This is a genomic window from Chryseobacterium sp. PTM-20240506, from assembly GCF_048296755.1.
Lineage (GTDB): Bacteria > Bacteroidota > Bacteroidia > Flavobacteriales > Weeksellaceae > Chryseobacterium > Chryseobacterium proteolyticum.
This window is the reverse complement of sequence record NZ_CP182581.1, coordinates 92,314-117,914: the sequence shown is the minus strand read 5'-3', so window position 1 is coordinate 117,914 and position 25,601 is coordinate 92,314. Positions and strand designations below refer to the sequence as shown.

At 37.5% G+C, this 25,601-nt stretch carries 24 protein-coding genes; 9 read left to right on the top strand and 15 right to left on the bottom strand.

Annotated features, from left to right (window positions below; translation table 11 throughout):
- Positions 1-39 precede the first annotated feature (39 nt).
- The gene (locus ACNFU2_RS00500; protein ID WP_273647568.1) at positions 40-891 is read left to right on the top strand and encodes a hypothetical protein; all 852 of its coding nucleotides are present in this window, start codon (positions 40-42) and stop codon (positions 889-891) included.
- Between the two features lie 35 nt (positions 892-926).
- Here ACNFU2_RS00500 and ACNFU2_RS00495 read toward each other — a convergent pair whose 3' ends face one another.
- The 7 genes from ACNFU2_RS00495 to ACNFU2_RS00465 all read right to left on the bottom strand — a co-directional run bounded on the left by ACNFU2_RS00495 (position 927) and on the right by ACNFU2_RS00465 (position 8,758).
- Positions 927-1,430: a hypothetical protein gene (locus ACNFU2_RS00495; protein WP_273647567.1), complete on the bottom strand. Its 504-nt coding sequence runs from the start codon at positions 1,428-1,430 to the stop codon at positions 927-929.
- A gap of 178 nt (positions 1,431-1,608) precedes the next feature.
- Positions 1,609-2,193, bottom strand: coding sequence for a hypothetical protein (locus tag ACNFU2_RS00490; RefSeq protein ID WP_172277902.1), 585 nt, complete (start codon positions 2,191-2,193; stop codon positions 1,609-1,611).
- A gap of 247 nt (positions 2,194-2,440) precedes the next feature.
- Positions 2,441-2,860 (bottom strand): hypothetical protein, encoded by a 420-nt coding sequence (locus ACNFU2_RS00485; protein WP_273647566.1) that lies wholly within the window; start codon positions 2,858-2,860, stop codon positions 2,441-2,443.
- 199 nt (positions 2,861-3,059) lie between these two features.
- Entirely contained in the window at positions 3,060-6,242 is a 3,183-nt protein-coding gene (carB, locus tag ACNFU2_RS00480; RefSeq protein ID WP_273647565.1) for a carbamoyl-phosphate synthase large subunit, read from the bottom strand.
- A 58-nt stretch (positions 6,243-6,300) separates the two neighbouring features.
- Positions 6,301-6,654, bottom strand: coding sequence for a four helix bundle protein (locus ACNFU2_RS00475; RefSeq protein ID WP_273647564.1), 354 nt, complete (start codon positions 6,652-6,654; stop codon positions 6,301-6,303).
- Positions 6,655-6,707: 53 nt separating this feature from the next.
- A complete protein-coding gene (locus ACNFU2_RS00470; RefSeq protein WP_273647563.1) occupies positions 6,708-7,781 on the bottom strand; it encodes a carbamoyl phosphate synthase small subunit in 1,074 nt (357 codons plus the stop codon).
- An 86-nt stretch (positions 7,782-7,867) separates the two neighbouring features.
- Positions 7,868-8,758 (bottom strand): aspartate carbamoyltransferase catalytic subunit, encoded by an 891-nt coding sequence (locus ACNFU2_RS00465; RefSeq protein ID WP_172277892.1) that lies wholly within the window; start codon positions 8,756-8,758, stop codon positions 7,868-7,870.
- 243 nt (positions 8,759-9,001) lie between these two features.
- On the opposite strand from ACNFU2_RS00465, the gene ACNFU2_RS00460 reads away from it, so the two are divergent.
- A complete protein-coding gene (locus ACNFU2_RS00460; RefSeq protein WP_172277890.1) occupies positions 9,002-9,463 on the top strand; it encodes an Lrp/AsnC family transcriptional regulator in 462 nt (153 codons plus the stop codon).
- 92 nt (positions 9,464-9,555) lie between these two features.
- On the opposite strand, the gene argH is transcribed toward ACNFU2_RS00460, so the two are convergent.
- The 8 genes from argH to ACNFU2_RS00420 form a co-directional block, all read right to left on the bottom strand.
- The gene (gene argH, locus ACNFU2_RS00455; protein ID WP_172277888.1) at positions 9,556-10,860 is read right to left on the bottom strand and encodes an argininosuccinate lyase; all 1,305 of its coding nucleotides are present in this window, start codon (positions 10,858-10,860) and stop codon (positions 9,556-9,558) included.
- Between the two features lie 246 nt (positions 10,861-11,106).
- Positions 11,107-12,189, bottom strand: a complete 1,083-nt coding sequence (locus ACNFU2_RS00450) for a M20 family metallo-hydrolase (RefSeq protein ID WP_273647562.1) — start codon at positions 12,187-12,189, stop codon at positions 11,107-11,109.
- Positions 12,164-12,955: an acetylglutamate kinase gene (argB, locus tag ACNFU2_RS00445; protein ID WP_194304220.1), complete on the bottom strand. Its 792-nt coding sequence runs from the start codon at positions 12,953-12,955 to the stop codon at positions 12,164-12,166. Before argB ends, ACNFU2_RS00450 begins: the two co-directional genes overlap by 26 nt.
- A 9-nt stretch (positions 12,956-12,964) precedes the next feature.
- Positions 12,965-13,927 (bottom strand): N-acetylornithine carbamoyltransferase, encoded by a 963-nt coding sequence (locus ACNFU2_RS00440; RefSeq protein ID WP_273647561.1) that lies wholly within the window; start codon positions 13,925-13,927, stop codon positions 12,965-12,967.
- 150 nt (positions 13,928-14,077) lie between these two features.
- The gene (locus tag ACNFU2_RS00435; protein WP_273647560.1) at positions 14,078-15,217 is read right to left on the bottom strand and encodes an aspartate aminotransferase family protein; all 1,140 of its coding nucleotides are present in this window, start codon (positions 15,215-15,217) and stop codon (positions 14,078-14,080) included.
- 94 nt (positions 15,218-15,311) lie between these two features.
- Positions 15,312-16,274 carry an N-acetyl-gamma-glutamyl-phosphate reductase gene (gene argC / locus ACNFU2_RS00430; protein ID WP_418123241.1) on the bottom strand — a complete coding sequence of 321 codons (963 nt, stop codon included), beginning with the start codon at positions 16,272-16,274 and terminating at the stop codon, positions 15,312-15,314.
- A complete protein-coding gene (gene argG, locus ACNFU2_RS00425) occupies positions 16,271-17,467 on the bottom strand; it encodes an argininosuccinate synthase (protein WP_306611588.1) in 1,197 nt (398 codons plus the stop codon). Before argG ends, argC begins: the two co-directional genes overlap by 4 nt.
- The gene (locus tag ACNFU2_RS00420) at positions 17,439-18,128 is read right to left on the bottom strand and encodes a GNAT family N-acetyltransferase (RefSeq protein ID WP_172277878.1); all 690 of its coding nucleotides are present in this window, start codon (positions 18,126-18,128) and stop codon (positions 17,439-17,441) included. The genes argG and ACNFU2_RS00420 overlap by 29 nt, the downstream gene beginning before the upstream one ends.
- Before the next feature lie 158 nt (positions 18,129-18,286).
- Between ACNFU2_RS00420 and ACNFU2_RS00415 the strand changes: the two genes are divergently transcribed.
- The 7 genes from ACNFU2_RS00415 to ACNFU2_RS00385 all read left to right on the top strand — a co-directional run bounded on the left by ACNFU2_RS00415 (position 18,287) and on the right by ACNFU2_RS00385 (position 25,529).
- Entirely contained in the window at positions 18,287-18,703 is a 417-nt protein-coding gene (locus tag ACNFU2_RS00415; RefSeq protein ID WP_306611586.1) for a transposase-like zinc-binding domain-containing protein, read from the top strand.
- Between the two features lie 203 nt (positions 18,704-18,906).
- A complete protein-coding gene (locus ACNFU2_RS00410; protein ID WP_306611584.1) occupies positions 18,907-20,286 on the top strand; it encodes a porin in 1,380 nt (459 codons plus the stop codon).
- A 56-nt stretch (positions 20,287-20,342) separates the two neighbouring features.
- On the top strand, positions 20,343-21,923 hold the full coding sequence (locus tag ACNFU2_RS00405) for an MFS transporter (RefSeq protein ID WP_306611582.1): 1,581 nt from the start codon (positions 20,343-20,345) through the stop codon (positions 21,921-21,923).
- A gap of 43 nt (positions 21,924-21,966) precedes the next feature.
- Positions 21,967-22,194 carry a DUF6814 family protein gene (locus ACNFU2_RS00400; RefSeq protein ID WP_172277871.1) on the top strand — a complete coding sequence of 76 codons (228 nt, stop codon included), beginning with the start codon at positions 21,967-21,969 and terminating at the stop codon, positions 22,192-22,194.
- Between the two features lie 79 nt (positions 22,195-22,273).
- Positions 22,274-22,468, top strand: coding sequence for a hypothetical protein (locus ACNFU2_RS00395; protein WP_306611580.1), 195 nt, complete (start codon positions 22,274-22,276; stop codon positions 22,466-22,468).
- Positions 22,461-25,154, top strand: coding sequence for an ATP-binding protein (locus ACNFU2_RS00390; RefSeq protein ID WP_306612892.1), 2,694 nt, complete (start codon positions 22,461-22,463; stop codon positions 25,152-25,154). Before ACNFU2_RS00395 ends, ACNFU2_RS00390 begins: the two co-directional genes overlap by 8 nt.
- 9 nt (positions 25,155-25,163) lie before the next feature.
- Positions 25,164-25,529, top strand: coding sequence for a response regulator transcription factor (locus tag ACNFU2_RS00385; RefSeq protein WP_306611578.1), 366 nt, complete (start codon positions 25,164-25,166; stop codon positions 25,527-25,529).
- Positions 25,530-25,601: the final 72 nt, after the last annotated feature.

The window sequence follows — 25,601 nt, the reverse complement described above, 5'->3', positions numbered from 1 at the left end:
AAAAATAAAGGTTAATTTCTATACCGAAATCTTTTATCCATGCTGACAAAAATAAAATTCATACTCTTTTTCCTTATTGGCCTCACTACTCTTCACGCACAGGAAACAATTCCTTTCAGATTAACCAAGCACAATAATATTATTGTAAAAGCACTGGTTAATGACAAGGATTCACTAGATCTGATGTTTCAGATTGCCATGGAGGATGCTTCAATATCCCCTCAACGAACCCGGAAGGTAGATCATATTATCTTTAATAAGGATGAAATCAGTGACAACAACAGAGTACAATTGGAAAAAATCACCTGGAAAAATGTGCGTTTTTTTGATAATGAACTGACCGGACATGAAGCTGACGGAAAGTTCGGAACAGGAGCTTTCTCCGGAAAGGCCTTCAAGATCGATTATGACCATAATCAGTTTGTAATTTATGATCATCTACCCGATCTGGAGGGATTTCAGCCTATAAAATTATATCCGGAAAGGGATCAGTTGTTTATTGAAGCAGAAAATATAATCGATGGGAAGACAATTACCGGCCGCTTTCTGTTACAATCGGGATATTCCGGTGGACTTCTGTACAATAATCAGCTTGCGGAAGATAACCTGCTGGATAAAAAATTAAAAATAACGGGCGAGAAAACATTAAAGAATTCCAGCGGAAAAAGTGTGATCACAAAACAAGGAATTTTACCTGAGTTTAAAATCGGAAATACAACATTAAAAAATGTTTCTGCAGGATTCTTTGCCGGAGATCTTAAAACGCAAAAAGTAAGTTATTTTGCAGCTGACCTGATCAAAAGGTTCATATGGATATTTGATGCAGACCGGAAAACAGCTTATATTAAACCCAGCCGATATTTCTCCGATCCTTATTATAAAATCAATTAAAAATAAAAAACTAGCTAATGTTAGGCATTCTATAGTTATATTACAGAGGCTGAACTCATCATAGACATGTAATAATTGGCACAATGCAATGAAGTGATCAATATAATTTCTTTATCAGGAATTTCTTCAAAAGCTTCGGAGGTAGCGATCTGGTATTCATAATCGGGGTTATTCCACTTAAAATTAGGTTTCATCACTACATATTCAGAACCCTCTTCATCCACCAGCACGAAAGATTCTTTAAAAATCCCTCTGTGCTTAAAGGCATAACTTTTTTTACAATCATTAAAATGGGTCTGAATGACGATTTCTCCGTTCCAGTTCATTCTGAACTTCAGCAGAACACGATCATGGTATTTCAGTTCAATCGTTGTTCCCCAAAAACCTTTAGGTTCTATTACATAATGGGAATAATCCGCCAGGTCAATGACTGCATTGAACTTAAACCAGCTATTATAAGAAAGTTTTCCAATTAATTTCTCATCTTTTGTCACTTCAAAAGATAAAGCATTATTTGATTTTGCGTTATATTCTGCCATGGTTACTTTTGATTTGATGGAATTCCTATTAGTTTTTTTACAATTTTAACAGCCTGAATTTTAACGCTCTAATTTATAAATAAATCGGCAAAAAAAAACTAATATGTTTACATCAACTAAAAACCCCGTAAAAAATTACGGGGCAAAAATTATCTGTTTTTTTATATCAAAATATCGATTATTCTTTTATCGTATTCAGGAAATCCTGGCTGTTGACCAGCTGCTCTACAAGATTGTCGATAGCCGGTGGCAGGAATTTTTCAAATTTGGCTCCTTTTGTGTTTGCCTTTCCTGTTATCAGATCAGTCCAAACCACTTTTCCTTCATTGTCAATCAACTGAAACTTTACGGTGATCTGAGGAATCAGCTGAACAGTAGAGAATCCGGAAATGGCTTCGTAATCCATTTTTTGTAATTCTGATTTTAACGTAAAACTTTTATTATCGCTGCCTAAGTTAACATTCTTTTCTTTAAGCCCGTTTTTTATAGCGTCCGTAAGGATTTCTGAAACAGGTTTTTCAGCCATATAAGCACCGGACATGGTTTGGTTGTACATGTTTTTCTTATAGAAAATAACTTTATTATCCTGATATCCCCTTGTATCTTTCATAGGATCGATCTGAACAGTCTTACTGGAAGCTAATTTATTATCAATTTTTAACCCTGATTGATAATTAATTTTCTGAACAGAATTAGATAATGCACAACTCGTTAAAGACGTCAACGAAACACCTAAAACAAAAATTTTAAATTTTGATTTCATTCAATTTTATTTAATAAATTTTAACGGGCTAATTTACATATTTATCAATTTCCTTTTACCTACTCTCTTTAATTTTTCCAATGTTTATCGTACATTAAAATAAACCCAATAAAATATTCGCCAAAAATAAAAACACACCTTAAATTATTCATTAAAGTGCGTTTAGAACTATGGTAAGAAAAATGTCCGAAGTCATTGTATGATAACCTTTGTAATATCGTAAACCTTATATTGTAGAACCAAAACTTTACTCAAGATAATATTGATTGAAATCAATAGAGTCTTTTGGTTTATTTAACCCCGTCTTATTTTTAAACTCCTTATCAATTACAAAATTCTTTTCTGTAATTATTACCTCTTCACTGTTTTTGAACAATTTTAAAAGTTCAATTTTATATTGTGAATGTAATGTTTGAAAATATTTACTATACAAACACATCCCAATTTCTTTTTCAGCGAACTGTTTTCCAAATGCTGTGGTTGGTTGTGGTTTTATATAGGAATCCCTTAGTTTCCAATCATCAAAATAATAGTCTCTGTAAGTATATTCACAATCGAGTACTTTGATTTTTACGGTCTTATAGGGGTTTTCAAATAAAGCATAAAAAAATGCGGTTAAGAAGACTACTATACACACTCCAACAATGAAAATTCTTTTATTTTTCATATAATATATTGATCCGAGAAAATTAAAATCCGAAAAATATTTTAAAAATTTCTTTATACATTGATTCAAATAAAATAGTGAATCATTCAAATTTAGACAATGATTTCTTCATTATCTCTATTATCTCTATAAGATTTATTCTTTACTAAAAAACGCACCCCAATTACTTAGGGTGCGTTTTACATTTATTTTTTAGGAATTACATCGCTTCCATTTTGAAAGTCATGCTTTCAATTACTTTTAGAATTGCTTCTACAGTATCCATGGAAGTTAAACATGGTACTCCGTTTTCAACACTCATTCTTCTGATCTGGAAACCGTCTCTTTCAACTTGTTTCCCTTTTGTCATGGTATTAACTACATACTGTACTTTACCTTTCTGGATCAGGTCGATAAGGTTGACATCCTCTTCTCCGATCTTGTATCCTATTTTACAAGGAATTCCTTTCTCTTCAAAGAATTTAGCCGTTCCCTCGGTTGCCCAGATTCTGAATCCTACTTCATGGAATCTTGCAGCAAGATCAGCAGCCTCTTCTTTATGCTTATCAGCCACAGTGAAGAGAATAGAGCCATGCATCGGAACTTTTCTTCCTGCAGCGATCAAACCTTTGTAAAGTGCTTTTTCCAGAGTTGTATCTTTTCCCATTACTTCTCCTGTAGATTTCATTTCAGGTCCCAGGGAGATATCAACTTTTGTTAATTTGGAGAAAGAGAACACAGGAACTTTTACAAACACCCCTTCTTTATTAGGTACCAGTCCGTTTTCATATCCAAGGTCTTTTAGTTTCTGACCTAATATTGCTTTTGTTGCCAGATTAGCCATCGGCACATCCGTAATTTTTGAAAGGAAAGGAACCGTTCTTGATGAACGTGGATTTACCTCGATCACATATACATTCCCTTCAAAAAGAACATATTGGATATTCATTAATCCGATCACATTAAGGCCTTTTGCCAGCCTTTGTGTGTAATCCACCAATGTATCAATTTCTTTTTGAGAAACATTCTGCGGTGGATACACTGCGATAGAGTCTCCGGAGTGAACCCCTGCTCTTTCAATGTGCTCCATAATTCCAGGGATAATTACAGTTTCCCCGTCACAGATGGCATCCACTTCCACTTCTTTTCCGGTGATGTAGCGGTCTACCAGTACTGGATGTTCCGGGCTTGCATCTACCGCAAATTCCATATAATGTGCCAGTTCCGCTTCTGTATATACAATCTCCATGGCTCTTCCTCCCAACACATAACTTGGTCTTACCAACACGGGATATCCGATTTCATTGGCAATCTTTATTGCCTCTTCTTTCGAAGTTGAAGTTTTTCCCAGTGGTTGAGGAATTCCAAGTTCCTGAAGCGCTTTCTCGAATTTATCTCTGTTTTCAGCTCTGTCAAGATCTTCTAATGAAGTTCCCAGGATCTTTACTCCATGGCTGGCCAATTTATCTGCAAGGTTAATCGCTGTTTGTCCTCCGAACTGTACGACTACTCCTGTTGGCTTTTCCAGTTCGATGATGTTCATTACATCTTCTTCCGTCAGAGGTTCAAAATACAGTTTATCTGAGATTGAGAAATCTGTAGAAACAGTCTCAGGGTTGTTATTGATGATGATTGCTTCATATCCCATTTCTTTGATCGCCCATACTGAATGTACCGTTGCATAATCAAATTCTACCCCTTGTCCGATTCTGATAGGTCCCGAACCTAAAACAATAACCTTTTTCTTATCTGAAACCACACTTTCATTTTCCTCCTCATAGGTTCCGTAGAAATATGGGGTTTCACTTTCAAATTCAGCTGCGCAGGTATCCACCATTTTATAAACCGGCATCACCCCGTTTTCTTTTCTGAAGTTGAAAACTTCACGCTGTGTCGTCTCCCAAAGGTGGGCGATATTAAGGTCTGCGAAACCTAATTTTTTAGCTTCAATTAAAGTCTCTTTATTGAATTTATTGTCTGCAATAACTTTTTCGAAATCAATAAGCTTTTTGATCTTCCAGATAAAGAATTTGTCAATTTTACTCCATTCTACGATCTGTTCCCAGTCATATCCTCTTCTCAACGCATCCCCGATGATAAATAATCTCTCATCATCACAAACTCTGATTCTTCTTTCGATTTCTTCTGCTGTAAGCGCTTCTGCCTGTTTTTTCTTTAATCCGAGATGTCTGATTCCTGTTTCTAAAGAACGGATCGCTTTTTGTAAAGACTCTTCAAAATTTCTTCCGATGGCCATAACCTCTCCGGTAGCTTTCATCTGAGTAGAAAGTCTTCTGTCAGCAGTTTCAAATTTATCGAACGGGAATCTCGGGAATTTGGTTACCACATAATCCAGTGCAGGCTCAAAACATGCATATGTTTTTCCTGTAACCGGATTCATAATTTCATCCAACGTAAGTCCTACTGCAATTTTAGCCGCAATCTTAGCGATCGGATATCCTGTTGCCTTACTTGCTAAAGCTGATGATCTGGAAACCCTAGGGTTTACCTCGATGATATAATAATTGAATGAGTGAGGATCCAGGGCCAGCTGCACATTACATCCTCCCTCAATTCCTAATGCTCTGATGATTTTAAGTGATGCATTTCTCAATAGTTGATACTCTCTATCCGAAAGTGTCTGTGAAGGCGCCACAACAATTGAGTCCCCCGTGTGAACTCCTACCGGATCGATATTCTCCATGTTACAAACCACAATGGCATTGTCGTTCGCATCACGCATTACCTCATATTCAATCTCCTTGAAACCGGCAATTGATTTTTCGATAAGACACTGGGTAACCGGGCTGTATTTCAATCCTAATTCAGCAATCTCCTTCAATTCAGCCTCATTGGAAGCGATTCCACCTCCTGTTCCTCCCATCGTAAAGGCAGGACGAACAATTACAGGATATCCGATTTCTTCTGCAAAATTAAGGGCTCCTTCCACTGTATTTACAATATCAGATTCCGGAACCGGCTCGTTCAGTTCTCTCATCAACTCACGGAACAGATCTCTGTCCTCCGCTCTGTTGATCGCTGAAAGTTTAGTTCCAAGTACCTCAACTTTACATTCTTCAAGAATCCCTGATTTCTCTAATTCTACCGCCATATTCAATCCGGTTTGTCCTCCCAAAGTAGGAAGCAACGCATCCGGACGCTCTTTTCTGATGATATGACTTACAAACTGAAGGGATATCGGCTCGATATATACTTTATCAGCGATCTCCACATCCGTCATAATCGTTGCAGGATTTGAGTTGATCAAAATTACCCTGTAGCCTTCTTCTCTCAAAGACAAACAAGCCTGCGTTCCTGCGTAATCGAATTCGGCAGCCTGTCCAATGATGATAGGCCCGGAACCAATTACTAAAATTGTTTTTATATCTGTACGTTTTGCCATTTTCTTTTTTTAGATACAAGATGTTAGATGTCAGATTTCAGACTTCCAACATTGTGTTTTACTTTTTTAAATTAGATTTGAATGTATAAATCATTCTTTGAATTTCATTCAGTTGTGATATTAGACTGTCGACTTTTTCCACACTTAGCAATTCCAGTTCTCTTGTTAATATTAGCTGTGTCTGTAGCTCAAAAGAAGAGGCATTTGCAATACCCAGAAAATGATAAAATTCTCTATCATTATTTCTTCCTGCTCCCTCCGCAATATTAGATGGAATTGAGACTACGGATCTTTTAATTTGAGAAATCAAGCCAAATTTCTCATCCTTCGGTAAATCAACACAAACAAGGTAAACTTCTTTTGCAAGTTGAATTGATTTCTGCCAGAAAAGTAATTTCTCAAAGTTGTGCATATTTACTTTATTAAAGTCTGAAGTCTAGTGTCTGATATCTGATGTCTATATTATTACTTCTTAAATTTCTCCATTAAATCAATAAACTCATCAAACAAGTAGTTCGCATCTTCAGGGCCTGGGCTTGCTTCCGGGTGATACTGAACAGAGAAACAAGGGTGGATTTTGTGTTTTAATCCTTCATTTGTTCTATCGTTCAGGGCGATGTGCGTTTCGATAAGATCAGTTCCTTTAAGGCTTTCCTGATCCACTGCATAACCGTGGTTCTGAGAAGTGATTGAAACTTTGTTTTTCTCTAAATCTAACACCGGGTGGTTACCTCCTCTGTGTCCGAACTTCAATTTGAATGTTTTAGCTCCGCAGGCTAATCCTATCAATTGGTGTCCGAGACAGATTCCAAAGATGGGAACTTTTCCTAAAAGACCACGGATCATTTCCAAAGCTTTAGGATTATCTTCAGGGTCACCAGGACCGTTTGAAAGCATAATTCCATCCGGATTCATTAATAAAATTTCTTCGGCTGCAGTATCGTGTGATACTACAATAATATCACAGTTTCTTTGGGAAAGTTCTCTGATGATTCCCAGTTTGGAGCCGAAATCTACCAGCACCACTTTAAACCCTCTTCCCGGATTAGCATATGGTGTTTTTGTAGAAACCGTTTCTACCTGGTTGGTAGGGAAAGTTGTTGATTTTAATTCCTGTACGATTGTGTTTTCATCTGCATCGGCGTTCACGATTTTCCCTTTTACAACTCCCGAATTACGAAGAATCCTTGTCAGTTTTCTTGTGTCAATTCCTGAAATTCCTGAAAGGTTTTTCTTTTTGAATAATTCATCTAAAGTAATCTGCGTACGGAAATTTGATGGCAAATCGCAAATTTCTTTTACAATAAGACCTTTAATAGCCGGCTCAATACTTTCATAATCATCACGGTTGATCCCGTAATTTCCGATTAGCGGATACGTCATACATACAATCTGACCACAATAAGATGGGTCGGAAATCAATTCTTGATATCCCGTCATTCCGGTATTGAAAACCACTTCTCCTGCAGTTTCCAATTCTGCTCCGAAACCTTCTCCGTAAAAAACCTCTCCGGATTCTAATATTAATTTCTTTTTCATTTTTATTTTTGTTGTATAATGTATTCATGTATTAACGTATTAACGATTTTCATGAATACCTTTTACATTAATACTTTTTACAATAATTATTTAAATTTAAATCCTTTTTCTTCCAATGCATTTTTCAGTATGGCCATCCTTGCAAAAACCCCGTTCTGCATTTGTTTGAAGATCCTTGAACGTTCACATTCCACAAGATCTGTGTCAATCTCCACTCCTCTGTTGATCGGTGCCGGATGCATAATAATAGCTCCTTTCTTCATTGCCTGCTCCCTTTCTTTTGTTAATCCGTATTTTCTATGGTACTCGGATGCTGAAAAGCTCATTTTAGCATCGTGTCTTTCGTGCTGAATTCTCAACAGCATCAGGACATCCACTTCATGGATCAGCTCGTCTACCGATTGGTATGTTCCGTTGATTAAGGCTCCCTCATCAAACCATTGCTCAGGCCCAGAAAAATATACTTTGGCACCTAACCTTCTTAATGCCTCAGCATTCGAGTTGGCTACCCTGCTGTGTTTCACATCTCCTACGATTCCTATTTTCAGTCCTTCGAATTTCCCAAACTCCTGGTAGATGGTCATGAGATCCAGCATACATTGTGACGGATGGTTTCCGGTTCCGTCTCCTCCGTTGATCACAGGGATGTTGATATTTTTCAATTCTTCGAAGAACCCGTCTTTTTTGTCTCTTATTACGACTAAGTTTACTCCTATACTTTCGATCGTCTTCACAGTGTCATATAAACTTTCGCCTTTATTTACTGAACTGTGAGAAGCATCAAAAGGAACCACCTGCAATCCCAGTTTTCTTTCAGCCACATCGAAGCTTGTCTTTGTTCTGGTGCTGTCTTCAAAAAACAGATTTGAGCAAAAAACCTCACCGTCAATTTTAGCTGTTTTTCCTTCAGCAAAAGCCAGCGCTTCTGTTAGTATACTGTTGATTTTCTCTGTACTTAGTTCTGCAATCGTAAACATAATATCTTAATTTTTTTACATAAAAAAAGCGAAGACAAAATCTTCGCTTAATAACAATAAATATCGTAAAGGGCGCTTTCGCCCGGTAAATCTAATGATATAAATACTCTTTTATTCATTAGGTGCAAAGATATAACAATTAACCGAATTGACAAAACTAAAGTTCTAAAAAAATTAAAAAACTTTAATCACACCTTATTCTCATTTTTTCTTAATATTTTTGTTAAAATTCAAATTGCTCATATGGACGCCAAAGACAAAATGATTCTCAGTATTATCCAGGAAGACTCTACCTTATCTGTAAAAGAAATCTCCGAGAAGATAGGTCTTACTTTTACTCCTACTTATGAGCGTATCAAGCAGCTGGAGAAACAGGGTGTCATTGAAAAATACGTCGGCCTTCTGAATCGTGAAAAACTAGGCCTTAATATTGTGGTGTATTGTAATGTCCGGCTCAAAGAGCAATCCAAGAAAGTATTGGAGACTTTTGAGAAAAACATCAGCAAATATGACGAGGTTCAGGAAATCATAAGTCTCTCCGGAGAATATGATTATATGTTAAAGATCATCGCTAAAGATATCAACTCTTATAATGATTTTGCCGTAAGCGTGATTTCAAACATTCCTAATATTGGTCAGTACCACAGCTCCATCGTTCTGCATGAGGTTAAAAAATCCACCAAATTTAAAATTGACCTGGACTAATTTCTTTTAGCAGAAAGGCATAATGGCCATTATACGATTGGGCAATTCAGCTATTCTACCTTTTTGCCGGATTGGAAATCCAATGTACTGATTTACCCTACTATCTTATTTTTTAATTTATTGAACTGGTAGCTTACTTTATCCAGACAAAGGTTTCCGATACTTCCCTGGTGAGAATGATGGAGGTCTGTAATTTCATAATCAAACTCATTATTCTCAATTTCCTGTCCTACCTTTATATATGCATCACGGAAAGAACTTCCTTTTTTAACCTCTTCATTGATCTTCTCTACACTGAACAGATATTTATATTTCTCGTCTTCAAGAATACCATCCTTTACCTTAATATGTGGTAAAGTGTAGTTCAGGATTTCAAGACATTCCTTTAAAGAGTCAATCGCAGGAAATAAGATTTCTTTTGTGAGCTGCACATCTCTGTGATATCCCGACGGAAGATTATTCGTTAATAAGATAAGCTCATTGGGCAGCGATTGAATTCTGTTGCATCGTGCCCGTACCAGTTCGAAAATATCAGGATTCTTTTTATGAGGCATAATACTGCTTCCGGTAGTAAATTCTTTAGGAAAGCTTATGAAATCAAAATTCTGACTTAAATACAAACATACATCATACGCAAATTTCCCAAGGGTCCCAGCCATTGTTGCCATTGCCATTGCAAGCATTTTTTCAGATTTACCACGGGTCATCTGTGCATATACTGCATTGTAATTCATTGTCTGGAAACCCAGATTATAGGTGGTACTTTCACGATCTATAGGAAAAGAGGAACCATAACCCGCAGCAGACCCTAACGGATTTTTATTAATGATGTTTTTTACCGAAAATAACATTTCAAGGTCGTCCAACAAAGCTTCTGCATAGGCTCCGAACCATAGTCCGAAGGAAGATGGCATTGCAATCTGTAAATGGGTATACCCGGGAAGCAATACATTTTTATGCTGGTCTGCCAGCTGGATAAGCAGTTGGAAAAACCCATCCGTAAGACCTGCTATTTCACGGATCTCATCCAAAAGGTATAGTTTTATATCCAGTAAAACCTGATCATTACGGGATCTTGCCGTATGAATTTTTTTACCGGTATCTCCTAATTTTTCAATCAGGATGGCTTCAACCTGTGAGTGGATATCTTCTGCCTGGGTATCGATTTCGAAATCTCCGTTTTCTATATCTTTTAATATCATCGACAGAACAGAGGTCATCTGTTCAGCTTCTTCATGGGAAATAATTCCAACCTCTGCAAGCATCTTACAATGCGCCAAAGAACCTTTAACATCATATTTCGCCAGACGTTCATCAAAATCAAGGTCTTTACCGACAGTAAACTTATTGACTAATATATTGGTGGCAAGATCATCTTTCTGCCATATCTTTTTCATAATTGTTTTTTTAAAATAGTATTAATTGATTTTAGGTTGTTTTTTTACCCAGCATGCTCTTTCCATCTTCCTGAACTGAACATCTTCCACATTCAACAAAGTCTTTTATTTTTAATTGTCATTTTGCATAAATCTTATTAAAAACGATACTCTTCATTATGATCATGCTGGGTGTCAAAACATTTTCTTTAGATTTCAGATGTCAGATATTCAATACTTTCAAATAATTCTGATATCTGCTGTCTTTTACAAAACCCTTTCTAAAATCCGGATATAAATATCAATCCCTTCTTTTATCTCATGGAGTTCTATAAATTCATCAGCCGTATGAGAGCGCCTACTGTCTCCGGGACCGATCTTAACAGAAGTACATGGGATAATTGCCTGATCCGAAGATGTCGGGGAACCGTAAGTCGACCTTCCAATAGCCAGTCCTGCCTGTACAAAAGGATGGTCAGGTTCTATTTTTGAAGAATTCAGCCTGAAAGACCTTGCCGTAAGGTTGGATTTCATTTGGGACTGAATGATATCAAAAGCCTCTTCATTCGTATACTCATCCGTCACCCTCACATCCAATATAAACTGGCAGGATTCGGGAACTACATTGTGCTGAACTCCTGCATGGATACCAGATAGGGTAATTTTAACCTCTCCGAGATAATCAGATACCTTTGGGAATTTAAAATGGGTGATATGCTGCAGATCCTCCATACATTTTACAATGGCATTATCATCATTGGGATGGGCAGCATGGGAAGCAGTGCCTTTCATTTCACCGTCAATGACCAGAAGTCCTTTTTCTGCTATCGCCAGATTCATCTGTGTAGGTTCTCCCACAATAGCCAGCTCCACATTAGGTAATTGTGGAAAAAGAGCTTCAATTCCATCAAATCCTGAAATTTCCTCCTCTGCCGTCAGGGCAATAATTAAATTATATTTTAAATCGTCTCTATTATAAAAATGTAGAAAGGTTTGTGCTAAAGAAACCAAGGATGCTCCTGCGTCATTGCTTCCCAAACCATACAGTTTTCCATCTTTTTCAATCGCCGTAAATGGATCCAGTGTATACGCTTTATTAGGTTTCACCGTATCATGATGGGTGTTCAATAACACAGAAGGTTTGGATGCGTCAAAATATTTATTGACAGCCCAGATGTTATTTTTAAAACGTTTTACCGGGATCAGATGCTTCTGAAAAAAGTTTTCAATAGCTACAGATGTATTGTACTCATCCTTGCTGAATGAAGGAATTTCAATCAGTTTTTTCAGCAGTTCAATCGCATTATCGAACAGCTCTTCGTGACTATAAACAGATTTCAGTGCCTCCATGATGGTTTTCTATATGGTTTTTTAATTGAGTTTCTTTTATTAAGAATACCTTATTTACATTGTTTTTAATCGCACCCAGTGCGTTTTCAAGTTTTGGCAATATGCCTTTATGCAGTTTTCCTTCTTCTTTCAGCGTTGAAAAATCTTCGGACGATACGCTTTTAATTACAGAATCAGGATCATCCACATTTTCCAATACTCCTTCTTTATCAAAACAATAGAGCAATTCCACATCGTATTTCTTCGATAAGGCCTGTGCAATCACCGAAGCTATTGTATCTGCATTGGTATTGAAAAGATTTCCTTTTTTATCATGCGTAATAGCCGAAAATACAGGAACAAGCTCAAGCTTAATTAATTTGGATATCAATTTATTATTGACACTTTTCTTCTCAATGTCTCCTACAAATCCAAAATCAATTTCTGCATGTTCTCTTTTCTTGGCTTTAATCAAATTGGCATCAGCTCCTGAAAACCCTATTGCTTTACATTTTTTCTGCTGAAGTTTTGCGACAATATTTTTATTAATTCCACCTGCATACACCATTGCCACAATATCCAGAGTCTCCTTATCTGTAATTCTGCGCCCGTTGACGAGCTTCTGCTCAACTCCCAATTTATCAGCCAAATCAGTAGCAAGCTTTCCGCCACCATGAACAAGAATCTTCTTTTCTTTGATTTGAGAAAACTGCTCTAAAAACTGATCCAATAACTCTTCGTCATCAATTAAGGCACCTCCTATTTTTACAACAAAAAGCTTGTCCATAATCTCCTGTTATTTACTTTGGTTAATTTCATCCAGGATTTCACTGAACACTGCCTGAGCAGAAAAAATCCGGTTTTTAGCCTGTTGGTAAATAATAGAATTTTCACCATCCATCACTTCGTCACTCAATTCTACATTCCGGCGAACCGGAAGACAATGCATTACTTTTCCGTTATTGGTTTGCGCCAACTTCTCAGCTGTCAACATCCAGTTTTCCTTCACTTCAGGCATCGCAGCATATTCATCAAAAGATGACCAGTTTTTAACATAGATAAAATCCGCATCTTTTAAAGCTTCATCCTGGTTATGAATGATTTTCGTCTGTTTTGTGAAGTTTGGATCCAAATCATATCCTTCAGGATTGGTGATAACAAAATCCACATCCATTTCCTGCATCCATTCCGTAAAGGAATTCGCAACTGCCTGAGCGATCGGCTTGATATGAGGAGCCCAAGTAAGGACTACTTTAGGCTTACGTTCTTCTTTCCAGTTTTCACTAATGGTTATACAATCCGCTAAACTCTGCAGAGGATGACGTGTTGCCGACTCCAAAGAAATTACAGGAACCTTCGCATGTTGCTGAAACTGGCTTAGAATACTTTCATTCACATCATCTTCTTTACTTTTCATTCCCGCAAAGCAACGAACCGCAATGATATCGCAGTATTGATTCAATACTTCTATCGCATCTTTAATATGTTCTACAGTATCTCCGTTCATTACAGCTCCGTCAGCAAATTCAAGATTCCAGGCTTCTTGTGCAGCATTTAATGTTAAGATATTAAGTCCCAGGTTCTGTGCAGCGATCTGGCTGCTTAAACGGGTTCTCAGACTTGAGTTCAGAAATACCAATCCAATGGTTTTTCCCTTTCCTTTTTCGGTTTCAGAATGGGGATTTTCTTTTATATATAAGGCTTTTTTTATAATTTCCTGTAAGTTTTCAATATCGCTTACAGCAGTAAAGTTTTTCATTGTATAAATTTTATTTAATGGTCAACAGACTCTTATTTCTATATTTTTAAAACCATTAGAGACATCTCTATAGTTTACCCTTTTACGATTCTGCAATTTTACGTTTAACAATCTATCATTTTCGTTTTTGCAATTCTGCAATTTTCACTCTTACAATTTCGTCAGTACTTCCCTCAATGCACCAATGAAAAGATCTGTTTCCTCTTTCCTGATATTGAGTGCAGGAAGGATCCTCAGCACCGTTTTATCATTAGAATTTCCGGTAAAAATATGATGATCGTAAAGCAGGCTTTTCCTTACCTCTGCACAATCCCTGTCCAGCTCTATCCCGATCATCAGGCCTTTCCTTCGTATAGAGATGATATGTGGTAAATCTTCAATTTCTTTTTCGATATAGCTTCCCATATGCTCAGCATTATCAATAAGGCTTTCATCCCTGATAACATCTAACACAGCAATCGCTGCAGCACATGCCAGGTGATTACCTCCAAAAGTAGTTCCCAGCAAACCATGGCTTGCTTCAAATTTAGGATGGATCAGGACTCCACCAATCGGAAAGCCATTTCCCATTCCTTTTGCGGTTGTAATTATATCAGGCTGGATACCGAACTCCTGGTGAGCAAAGAAATAACCCGTTCTACCATATCCTGACTGAACCTCATCTAAGATCAAAACAGCATTATATTGATCGCATAGCTCTTTAATTTTAGATAAAAACTCAGGCGTTGGAATCATAATTCCACCCACTCCCTGAATCCCTTCAATAATCACCGAAGAAATTGAATCTCCCTGAGTCCTAAAAACTTCCTCTAATTGCTCTACATTATTCCACTCCGACTTTATGAAACGTTCGGAATAATTGACAGGTGCTACAATTTTCGGATTATCCGTTACGGAAACTGCCGCAGAGGTTCTTCCATGAAAAGAACCGGAAAAATAAAGCACTTTACTTTTTCCATTATGAAAAGAAGCAAGTTTTAACGCATTTTCATTGGCTTCAGCTCCGGAATTACACAGGAAAAGATCATGGTCTTCGTATCCTGATATCTCTCCAAGTTTCGATGCCAGTTCAGTTTGCAATTCGTTTTGTACTGAATTTGAGTAAAAAGAAATTTTTTCTAACTGATCCCTTAATTTCTCCTGATAATAAGGATGATTATGACCTATAGAGATCACTGCATGGCCTCCATAAAAATCAAGGTACTTTTCTCCCTTATCATCCCAAAGAAATGATCCCTTTGCTTTTACAGGATTTATATTGAATAATGGATATACGTTAAATAAGTTCATTTTTTTTAATTGAAGTTGAAAATTTTTAGTTACCGGTTTCGGGTTATTGTTTTACAATTCCACCCTTCCCCATTTTACTTTTATAAGAATGTATTTAAAAACCTATTGGTTTCAAATCCAGTCCCAGGTTTTCTTCCCATCCCATGGCAATATTCATATTCTGAACAGCCTGTCCGGAAGCTCCTTTTAACAAATTATCAATCGCTGAGTGAATAACAACAACATTATTATTCTTTTCAATATGAATCACACAGCGATTGGTATTGATAACCTGTTTGAGATCAATTGCTTTCTCACTCACCTTTACAAAAGGTGCATCTTCATAAAACTTCCTGTACAATGTCTCAATATCTGAAAGCTCCAGGTCTGATTTAACCGTTGAGCTGCTAAAAATCCCTCTTGTAAAATCTCCCCTCCAGGGAACAAAATTCAGGCTTACGTCTTTATTGTTAAAAGAATTCACTTGCTGCAAAATCTCGTCTACATGCTGATGGCTAAGTGTTTTATATGCAGAAATATTATCATTTCTCCAGGTAAAATGAGTGGTCACCTGTAAAGACTGTCCGGCCCCTGTCGATCCGGTAATTCCTGTTGTATACACATCATTCAAAAGTCCTTTTTCAGCCAATGGCAATAGAGCCAGCTGGATAGCAGTTGCAAAACATCCCGGGTTGGCAATACTTTTTACCCCCAAAAGATTTTTTTTATTGATTTCCGGAAGCCCGTAGATAAAATTTCTATTTCCGAAAGCACCATCCAAACGAAAATCATTTCCCAGGTCAATCACCAACGTCTCATCTGTAAGAGCATTCTGATTCAGCCAATTCTGACTTTCCTTATGAGGAAGACACAAAAAAAGAATATCTACAGCCGAAGGATTGTCCGTTAAATCCATTTCACAAACCGTCGCTAAATCCGGGTACAGATCAGAAATCTTTGTACCCGAATTAGAACGACTATATAAAAAACTCAATTCAATATTGGGATGAAAAGCCAACAGGCGCACCAATTCACTACCGGTATATCCGTTAGCTCCTACAATTCCTACCGTTTTCATATTTTCACGCCGTTAATCTGGTGGTAAATATTCAGGGAATTGCTTACAATTTTTGTGTACCCTTTTACATCTTCTCCGCTCCATGCTCTGTTTGCCTCTCCGTAACTTCCAAATTGATCAGACATCAGATCATGTTCAGATTCAATGCCGTTCAAAACAAATCTGTAAGGATAAAGAGTGATGAAAACTTTTCCTGTTACCATTTTCTGAGAGTCAGTAAGGAAAGATTCTATATTTCTCATCACAGGATCTAAAAACAATGCCTCATGCAGCCAGTTCCCATACCAGTCGGACAATTGCGACTTCATCATTTGCTGGTATTTCGATAAAGTATGTTTTTCCAATAAATGATGGGACTTGATGATCACAGATGCAGCCGCCGCCTCGAATCCTACTCTTCCTTTAATTCCGACAATAGTATCTCCTACGTGAATATCCCTTCCGATACCGTAAGCAGAAGCCAATTGTTCTATTTTCTGGATAGCATACACAGGATGGCTGAAGTCCTCACCATTTACTGCTGTAATTTCACCGTTTTTAAATTCGATTTCCAGTTCAGATGACTGGGTTTCTTTGATCTGCGACGGAAAGGCCTCTTCCGGAAGGTTATTTCTGGAAGTCAGCGTCTCCTTTCCACCCACAGAAGTCCCCCACAACCCCTTATTAACAGAATATTGAGCCTTTTGAAACTCCATATCATATCCGTGGCTTTTCAGGAATTCAATCTCCTCTTCTCTCGAAAGTGCCATATCACGGATCGGCGTGATAATCTCAACATGCGGAGCCATTACCTGGAAAATCAGATCAAAACGAACCTGGTCATTTCCCGCTCCTGTGCTTCCATGAGCAATAGCATCCGCCCCTTTTTCCAGTGCATATTTTGCAATTTCCTGAGCCTGAATGGTACGCTCAGCGCTTACGGAAAGCGGATAAGTATTATTTTTCAATACATTTCCGAAGATCAGATACTTCACACATGAATTATAGTAATCTTCCTGAGCGTCAATACACCTGTATTCCTTTACCCCTAATTTCAGGGCTCTGTTTTCAAGTTCTTTTTCTTCTTCTTTTGAAAAACCTCCTGTATTCACAGTTACTGCATACACCTCATATCCCAGACTTTCACTAAGATATTTGGCACAGTAAGAGGTATCCAAACCACCACTAAACGCTAAGATTACTTTCTTTTTCATCGATCTTCTTTTTCGTATTATTGTTCGTATAATGTAATCCACCGGATGTAATCTGCCCCGAAGACAAAAGCCCATCCTGATTTACTTCATCATTATCCTTATTTTGAGGTTCATTATTTTTCACCTCCTTTATATCATTGTTGGAAGGAATAAAAAGCATTGCTGTACATAAGCAGTTCTTCCTTTCCTTTTTCATTAAAATTTCGTAATTCACACAGTTTTTACAACCATTCCAAAATTCCTCATCCTGAGTAAGCTCAGAATAAATAACGGGCTTATAACCTAAATCGCTGTTGATTTTCATGACAGCCAACCCGGTTGTTAATCCAAAAACCTTAGCCGCAGGAAATTTATCCCTTGATAACTGGAAAACTTTATTTTTAATCAGGGTCGCAACACCCCTGTTCCTGTATTTTGGCGAAACGATCAGCCCCGAATTGGCCACAAACTGACCGTGGGACCAGGTCTCTATATAGCAGAAACCTACCCATTCCCCGTTTTCAGTAGCAACAACGGCATTGCCTTCTGAAATCTTCTTACTTAAATATTCTATGGAACGTTTTGCGATCCCCGTTCCTCTCCGTTGTGCAGAATCATACATTTCCTGCTGTATTTCACTCACATACATTAAATGTTCGCATGAGGAAATTTCTATTTCCATTTATTTATCTGAATTTTTCGGCAAATTTAAAGCATAATAACTTTAATAACCAAATTAAAAAGATATTTTTTTTGTTTAAATGATTATTACAAGATAATATATCTTATTTGAAATATATAATTTTGCTAAATTATTATATATTTGCTAAAATATTATATATGGAAAACAAATGCCCTAAATGCAATAGCTCCCATCTTGTAAAAAGTGGGGTGATCAACCAGAAACAAAGATTTCATTGCAAATCCTGCAATTATTATTTCACCGTAAAAAAAATAGGCAAGCAGATCGATGACTACTACGTTACCAAAGCCCTTCAGCTTTACCTCGAAGGATTAAGCTTCCGCGAAATAGAAAGGATTATCGGGGTCTCACATGTAACCATAAGCTCATGGATCAAGAAATACAATATCACCCGGCCGCCGCATTCAGAATTCCATCCCGTATATAAAATCCTGAAGCAAAACGAATTGATCGAATACATGTCCAATGAAGACAATATTAAAAACTCAGGATTGATCATCACACAGTTCGCAGATAAATACATGTTGATCAAGTGGGAACGTTTTAAAAAGTAAACAAACAAAAAGAAGGAATCATAAAATCACCTATTTGCAAAATCAGGAAATGAAACTCTCTATTCCGAGCTTCAGCTTCAACTAACAAACAGGTACTTATAAAAAAACTATATACTTACCATTAATATATATTAAATTTCTCTAAATAAATTATTAATTCCAATTTGGCTTTCACAAAATTAACGCCAAAAAATTGATAATTTATGAAGAAAATACTCACTTTTATTGGATTAGCTTTAATCAGCAATACATTATACTCCCAGGGATCTCCCGACTACGGAAACGGATTAAAAATAAACCTTAATCCTGAAGGAGATAAATTTGTCAGATTTATTTTATGGGATCAGTTCTGGTTAAGGAACTCACAAATGAACCCGGGAAGTATGGTCGGAGGAGAACCCACAGACAATACCTGGAATGTAGGGAACCGCAGACTCCGTGCCTTAACGTACGCCCAGGTTACCAAGCGATATATGATCCTCCTTCACTTCGGCATCAATAACCAAACCTTCATCAATGGAGGAGCGCCGGGTACAACAGGAACAGGAGGAAACGGAAATGGCAAAAAAACACAGCTTTTTTTCCATGATGCATGGAATGAATATGCAGTACTGATGCCGGGAGAAGCAGGAAAATTCACTTTAACATTAGGAGCTGGACTGCATTATTATATGGGACTCTCCAGAATGACTATGGCCTCCACCCTCAATTTTTTAACCCTCGATTCTCCCATATTTTCGTGGCCATTAATCGATAGCTCTGATCAGTTCGCAAGACAACTGGGTATGTTTGCCAAAGGAAAGTATGGAAAACTTGAATACCGCCTTAGCTTAAACAAACCCTTCGCTACAGATCTGGTTCCTGTAAATGTAACCGATCCCTCAAAAGCTGTTGCTGTGGATAATAACGGAAATCCCAGCTTTTCCAAAGCCGGATACGTAGAATATCAGTTTCTGGACGAAGAATCCAATACCCTTCCTTTCAAAGTTGGATCATATCTGGGAACAAAGAAAGTGTTTAATGTAGGAGCCGGCTTTTATCATCAGGCGGACGGAACCAGAACTTCCGTAAACTCAAATATCGAAAAGCACGACATCACTCTTCTAGCTGTTGATGCTTTTGCAGATATCCCTTTGGGAAATGCCAAACATAAAATGGCAGTTTCTGCCTACGCAGGATATTATAATTATCAGTTCGGCCCCAATTATATCCGAAATCTGGGGACTATGAATATCGCAGCAGCTGATCCTAACTTTACAGGACAAAAGGCAATTGCCGGACCTGGAAACTTACAGCCAACGATCGGAACAGGTAATATTATCTATGCACAAGCCGGATTATTACTTCCTAACGAAGCAGAAAAGCCTAAAATCAGAATTCAACCGTTTGCAGCATATACCCATAAAAACTTTGAAGCCTTCGACAAGTCGTCTTCACAGTTTGACGTTGGAGCCAACTGGTTTATAGACGGACATCACGCTAAAATAACAACCCAGTACTCCACCAGACCTGTTTATACCAACCCTACCGAGCGTCCAAAATCCAAAGGCGAGTTCATTGTTCAGTTTCAGATTTATTTATAATGACAGACTCGTTTAAACCCACATAAAAAAATTAACTAACATCAAAATCAAGTGATATGAGCGAAAACCATCATGAAAGCTATGAAAATATGACCGATAAGCAGAAGAACAGAACCATATGGAGTGTTATTACTGCATCTTCACTCGGTACACTGATAGAATGGTACGATTTCTATATTTTCGGAAGTTTAGCTGTTGTGCTGGCAACAAAATTCTTTCCGGCAGACAACCCTACCGCAGCCTTTTTATCCACCCTGGCTACTTTTGCCGCAGGATTTGTTGTGCGACCTTTCGGAGCCCTGTTCTTCGGAAGATTAGGAGATATTATCGGACGAAAATACACTTTCCTGGTCACCCTGCTGATCATGGGATTTTCCACTTTCCTTATCGGATGTATTCCTAGTTATGAAACCATTGGATTTATGGCTCCGGTTCTGGTTCTGATCCTGAGATTATTACAAGGACTGGCCCTGGGAGGAGAATATGGAGGTGCAGCAACTTACGTTGCAGAATACGCACAACCCCACAGAAGAGGCTATTGGACTTCATGGATCCAGACCACCGCTACCGCCGGACTTTTTATCTCATTGATTGTTATTTTAATAACAAAAAACACCCTTTCTGCAGAGGAATTCGACGGCTGGGGATGGAGAGTTCCTTTCTGGATTTCTATTTTAATGGTGGGCGTCTCTTACATCATCAGAAAAAACATGAAGGAATCACCGCTTTTTGCTAAAGCCAAAAGTGAAGGTAAAACATCAAAAAATCCATTAAAAGAAAGTTTCGGAAATAAATACAACTTCAAATTCGTCCTGCTGGCATTGTTCGGAGCCGCAATGGGACAAGGTGTCATCTGGTATACAGGACAGTTTTATGCCATGAGCTTTTTGCAAAAAGTAATGAATGTAGAATCTGCTCAGGTTGATTCATTAATGGCCACCGCTTTATTTTTAGGCACACCATTCTTCGTATTTTTCGGATGGCTTTCGGATAAACTGGGCAGAAAAGCCGTTATGATGACCGGGATGCTGGTTGCCATTTTAGCTTACCGCCCGATTTACAACAGCATGTACAAGAGTGTTAATCTCGAAAGCAAAACCATAGCTTCCAACGGCATCAGTGAAAAGAGAACAGCAAAAATCCATAAAGATATTGCCAGCGACAGCCTGATCACTTTCCATAAGGAAACCCTCTTTACGGATGGAACTTTAATAAAAAAAGACAGCATTGTACACTGGTCGGCAAACGGCCCCGTTATAAAAGACGGAAAGATCGAGGAACCTAAGGTGTCACAGTCCTTAAAGCTCAGTGATGATACCAAATGGTACCTGATATTCCTGGTGTTCATTCAGGTGATCTTTGTAACGATGGTGTATGGTCCTATCGCAGCATTCCTGGTAGAAATGTTCCCGGTAAGAATACGATATACTTCCATGTCATTGCCTTACCACATTGGTAATGGTGTATTTGGAGGACTATTACCTGCAGTAGCCACTTACCTTGTAACCACAGGAAAAGAGGCAGGACACCCTTCATGGTATCTTCAGGGACTGTGGTATCCTATCGGTGTTGCAGCCGTGTGTTTACTCATTGGATTATTTTATCTTAAGAGCAAGAACAATAATATCCACGATTAACCACTGAATCAGTCAAATTTTTATTAATTTTAAAACTACTAAAATGAACGGACTAAAAAAAATATTAGGTATCCTCTGGATTTTAATTGCTTTGGTTGTAGGATATTTCGGGATCACCGTTTTGGGTATTCCAAAAATCACTTCAGGAAAGCAGGAAGACCTTGTTTTTGGCATCATCATCCTTTTTGTTTTGATGCCAATTATTTCCGGAGGACTGGCAGTCTTTGGATATTACGCCTTAACCGGAGAATATTCTGACGACAAAATATAATTATTAATGATGAATGATAATTGGTGAACAATCTGTACAAAGGATCTGTTCATCAATTGTCTTTTATCCATCATCATGTATGAAAAAAAGACACGAACAAAAACTGATCATACTAAGCATTGGATTAGTCATTCTCTTCAGCATTCCTATTTCATTGTTATTCAACAGTGAAAAAGATACTTTTGGCTATCCCGTGATTTTGATCTACATCTTCGCCGTCTGGATGATTTCGATCATCATATCGTTTATAATCGTGAAAAAATATGATGAGTAGTTTTGCTTTATTTGTTGTTGTCCTGCTTTACCTGGCCCTTCTATTTGTGGTCGCCCACCTGGCAGAAAAGAAAAAAAGCAAGTTATGGATCAACAATCCTTACATCTATGCATTATCCTTAGCAGTATACTGTACAGCCTGGACATATTACGGGAGTATTGGCGTTGCTGCCACTACCGGACTCAGCTATCTTCCCATCTACGTAGGACCTATTGTCATTATTCCTGCATGGATATTTATCAACACACGAATCGTAAGAATTTCACGAATCAATAAAATAAGCAGTCTCGCCGATTTTATTTCGCTTCGCTACGGAAACAGCAGAAGCTTTAGTGCCGTTATTACCATCGTTTGCCTTTTAGCAATCGTCCCATATATAGGTTTACAGATTAAAGCCATATCAGAAACCTTCCATTTGGTTACGAAAACTCCGGTATCTCAAAATATTTTAACCGATAATGCAACCTTCGTAGTGGTTTTGATTGCTTTATTTTCCTCCTACTACGGAACAAGATATGTGGATGCTTCAGAAAAGCGCCTTGGAATCATATCCGCTATTGCCCTGGAAAGTTTTCTAAAGCTGTTTTTCATTATCATCCTTGGATTATTTGTGATTTATTTTGCCTTTGACGGATTTTCAGACATTTATGAAAAGGCAAGCAAATTCGAAGATTTCAAACAAAAGAATACATTCAATGGTATTGAAGGTGCTTTGAACTGGATGATCTTATGTATGATCTCTGCAACAGCTATTTGTATCCTTCCAAGACAGTTTCATACAGCCATCGTAGAAAACAGGCAGGAAAAACACATCAAAACCGCCATTTGGTTTTTCCCTCTCTATCTTTTAATTTTTACCATTTTCATTTTTCCAATTGCTTGGGGAGGCAGGCTTTTATTTAACGGACAGAATGTAAATCCTGAATTCTATTCGATCCTGATCCCTCAATATTTTGACAACACTTTAATCACAGTATTTGTTTTCCTTGGAGGACTGAGTTCTTGTATTTCAATGATCATTATATCCGCGATCACATTATCCATCATGCTTTCCAATAACCTCATCATTCCTTACGGTTTACTGGGAAAATTTAAATCTGAAAATGAAATTCAAAACACAAGAAGCATAACGAATATCAGGAAGATAAGTATTTTTGCCCTCATCATAATGGCTTTTGCCTTTTACAAGTATTTTATCCTTAAAACATCCCTGGATTCAGTGGGCCTGATCTCTTTTGTTGTTATTGCCCAACTCGCACCTGCGTTTTTCGGAGCTTTATTCTGGAGAAGAGGAACCTATAAAGGTGCAGTAATAGGGCTTCTTGCCGGGCTGGCCATTTGTTATTTCGGATTGATTATCCCACAGTATTATTTTTCTTACAATCAGGAATTCAAAGGAGTATTGAGAGATATGTATACTGTTTTTGATTTTTTCAGGATTCCTTACTTAAGTAAGATCCCGGAAATTTTCTTTTGGTCAATCTTAGTAAACACCGGGCTATTTACTACAATTTCAGTCAGCGTAAAAGGAAATTACAGGGAACGAAACTTTGCCGAGCTGTATGTGGATGTTGATAAATATATTCAAAACCATGAAAACGCCTTTATCTGGCGGGGTACGGCTTATGTTTCGGATATAAAAAACATCCTGGAACGATTTTTAGGAAAAAAGAAAACAGAACAGGCACTAAGGATATTTAATTTAAAATACAACATCGATTCTCAAACCGAAACAGCAGATTCGAGGTTTATAAAATTCTCTGAAAACCTTCTGGCAGGAAGAATAGGAACCGCTTCTGCCAAGATTCTCATCGAAGGCGTAACTAAAGAAGATAAAATTTCTTTAAAGGAAGTTCTGAACATCCTCGAAGAATCAAAAGAGAATATTACACTCAACAAAAAACTGACTGAAAAATCCAAAGAACTTAAACAACTTTCTGAAGAACTTACCGTAGCTAATGAAAGTTTAATAATTAAAGACCGTCAAAAGGACGATTTCCTGGATTCCGTCGCACATGAACTGAGAACTCCTATAACGGCCATCCGTTCTGCGGGAGAGATTCTAGCCGATGACGATGATATCCCTTCGGACATCAAAAGAGAATTTTTAAACAATATTATTACGGAATCCGATCGTTTAAGTGAGATCATCAATGACATTCTTTATCTTGATAAGCTTGAACATGGAGAAATTGCCCTTACAATAAAGAAAAACGACATCACAGAAACCTACAGGAAGGCATTAAATCCTATCCTTCACCTGATCCAGCAGAAAGATATCCAGGTTAGTGAAACCAATCTTCTCACAGAAAGTGTATTTGAATACGATGAAGCAAGAATGATCCAATTGTTTCAGAATATCCTTGGAAATGCTTTGAAATTTGCAGATCAGCAGGGAGAGATACAAACCCGTTTCTTAAAAAATGAAAATGCCTTAAATATCACTATCTTCAATACGGGTAAACCTATTCCTGAAGAAGATCTGGAGATGATTTTTAATAAATTTTATCAGTCCAAAAATCAGAATATTTTAAAACCAACAGGAAGCGGGCTTGGGCTTGCCATCTCAAAGCAGATTATTGAGGCCCACGGAGGTCTAATCTACGCTGAAAACAAAAGCTCAGGAGTAATATTTACCATAAGCCTTCCGGAAAATATATATAAAGATGAAGTCGAACAGTACTAAAAACACATTATGAAAAAAATAATCATTGCAGATGATGAACATAAAATACTGATGTCCCTGGAATATAGTTTCAAAAAAAACGGCTATGACGTATTCATCGCCAGAGACGGTACTGAAGTATTGGATTTTCTTAAAACCATGGTTCCCGATGTTATCCTTCTGGATATTATGATGCCAAATCTTGACGGATACAGCACCCTGGAAGCCATTAAAGAACAGGAACAGCTGAAACATACAAAAGTTATTTTCCTGAGTGCCAAAAACAACCCAAAAGACATTGAAAAAGGCCTCGAAATGGGAGCTGATGCCTATGTTACGAAACCCTACTCTATCAAGAAGCTGATACAGCAGATTGAGGAATTATTTGATAACTGAGAATAAAAGCTTGGAGAGGCCAGATACAAGACTTCCGACTATCAAAAAAAACAAAAAAAACACGAAATACTA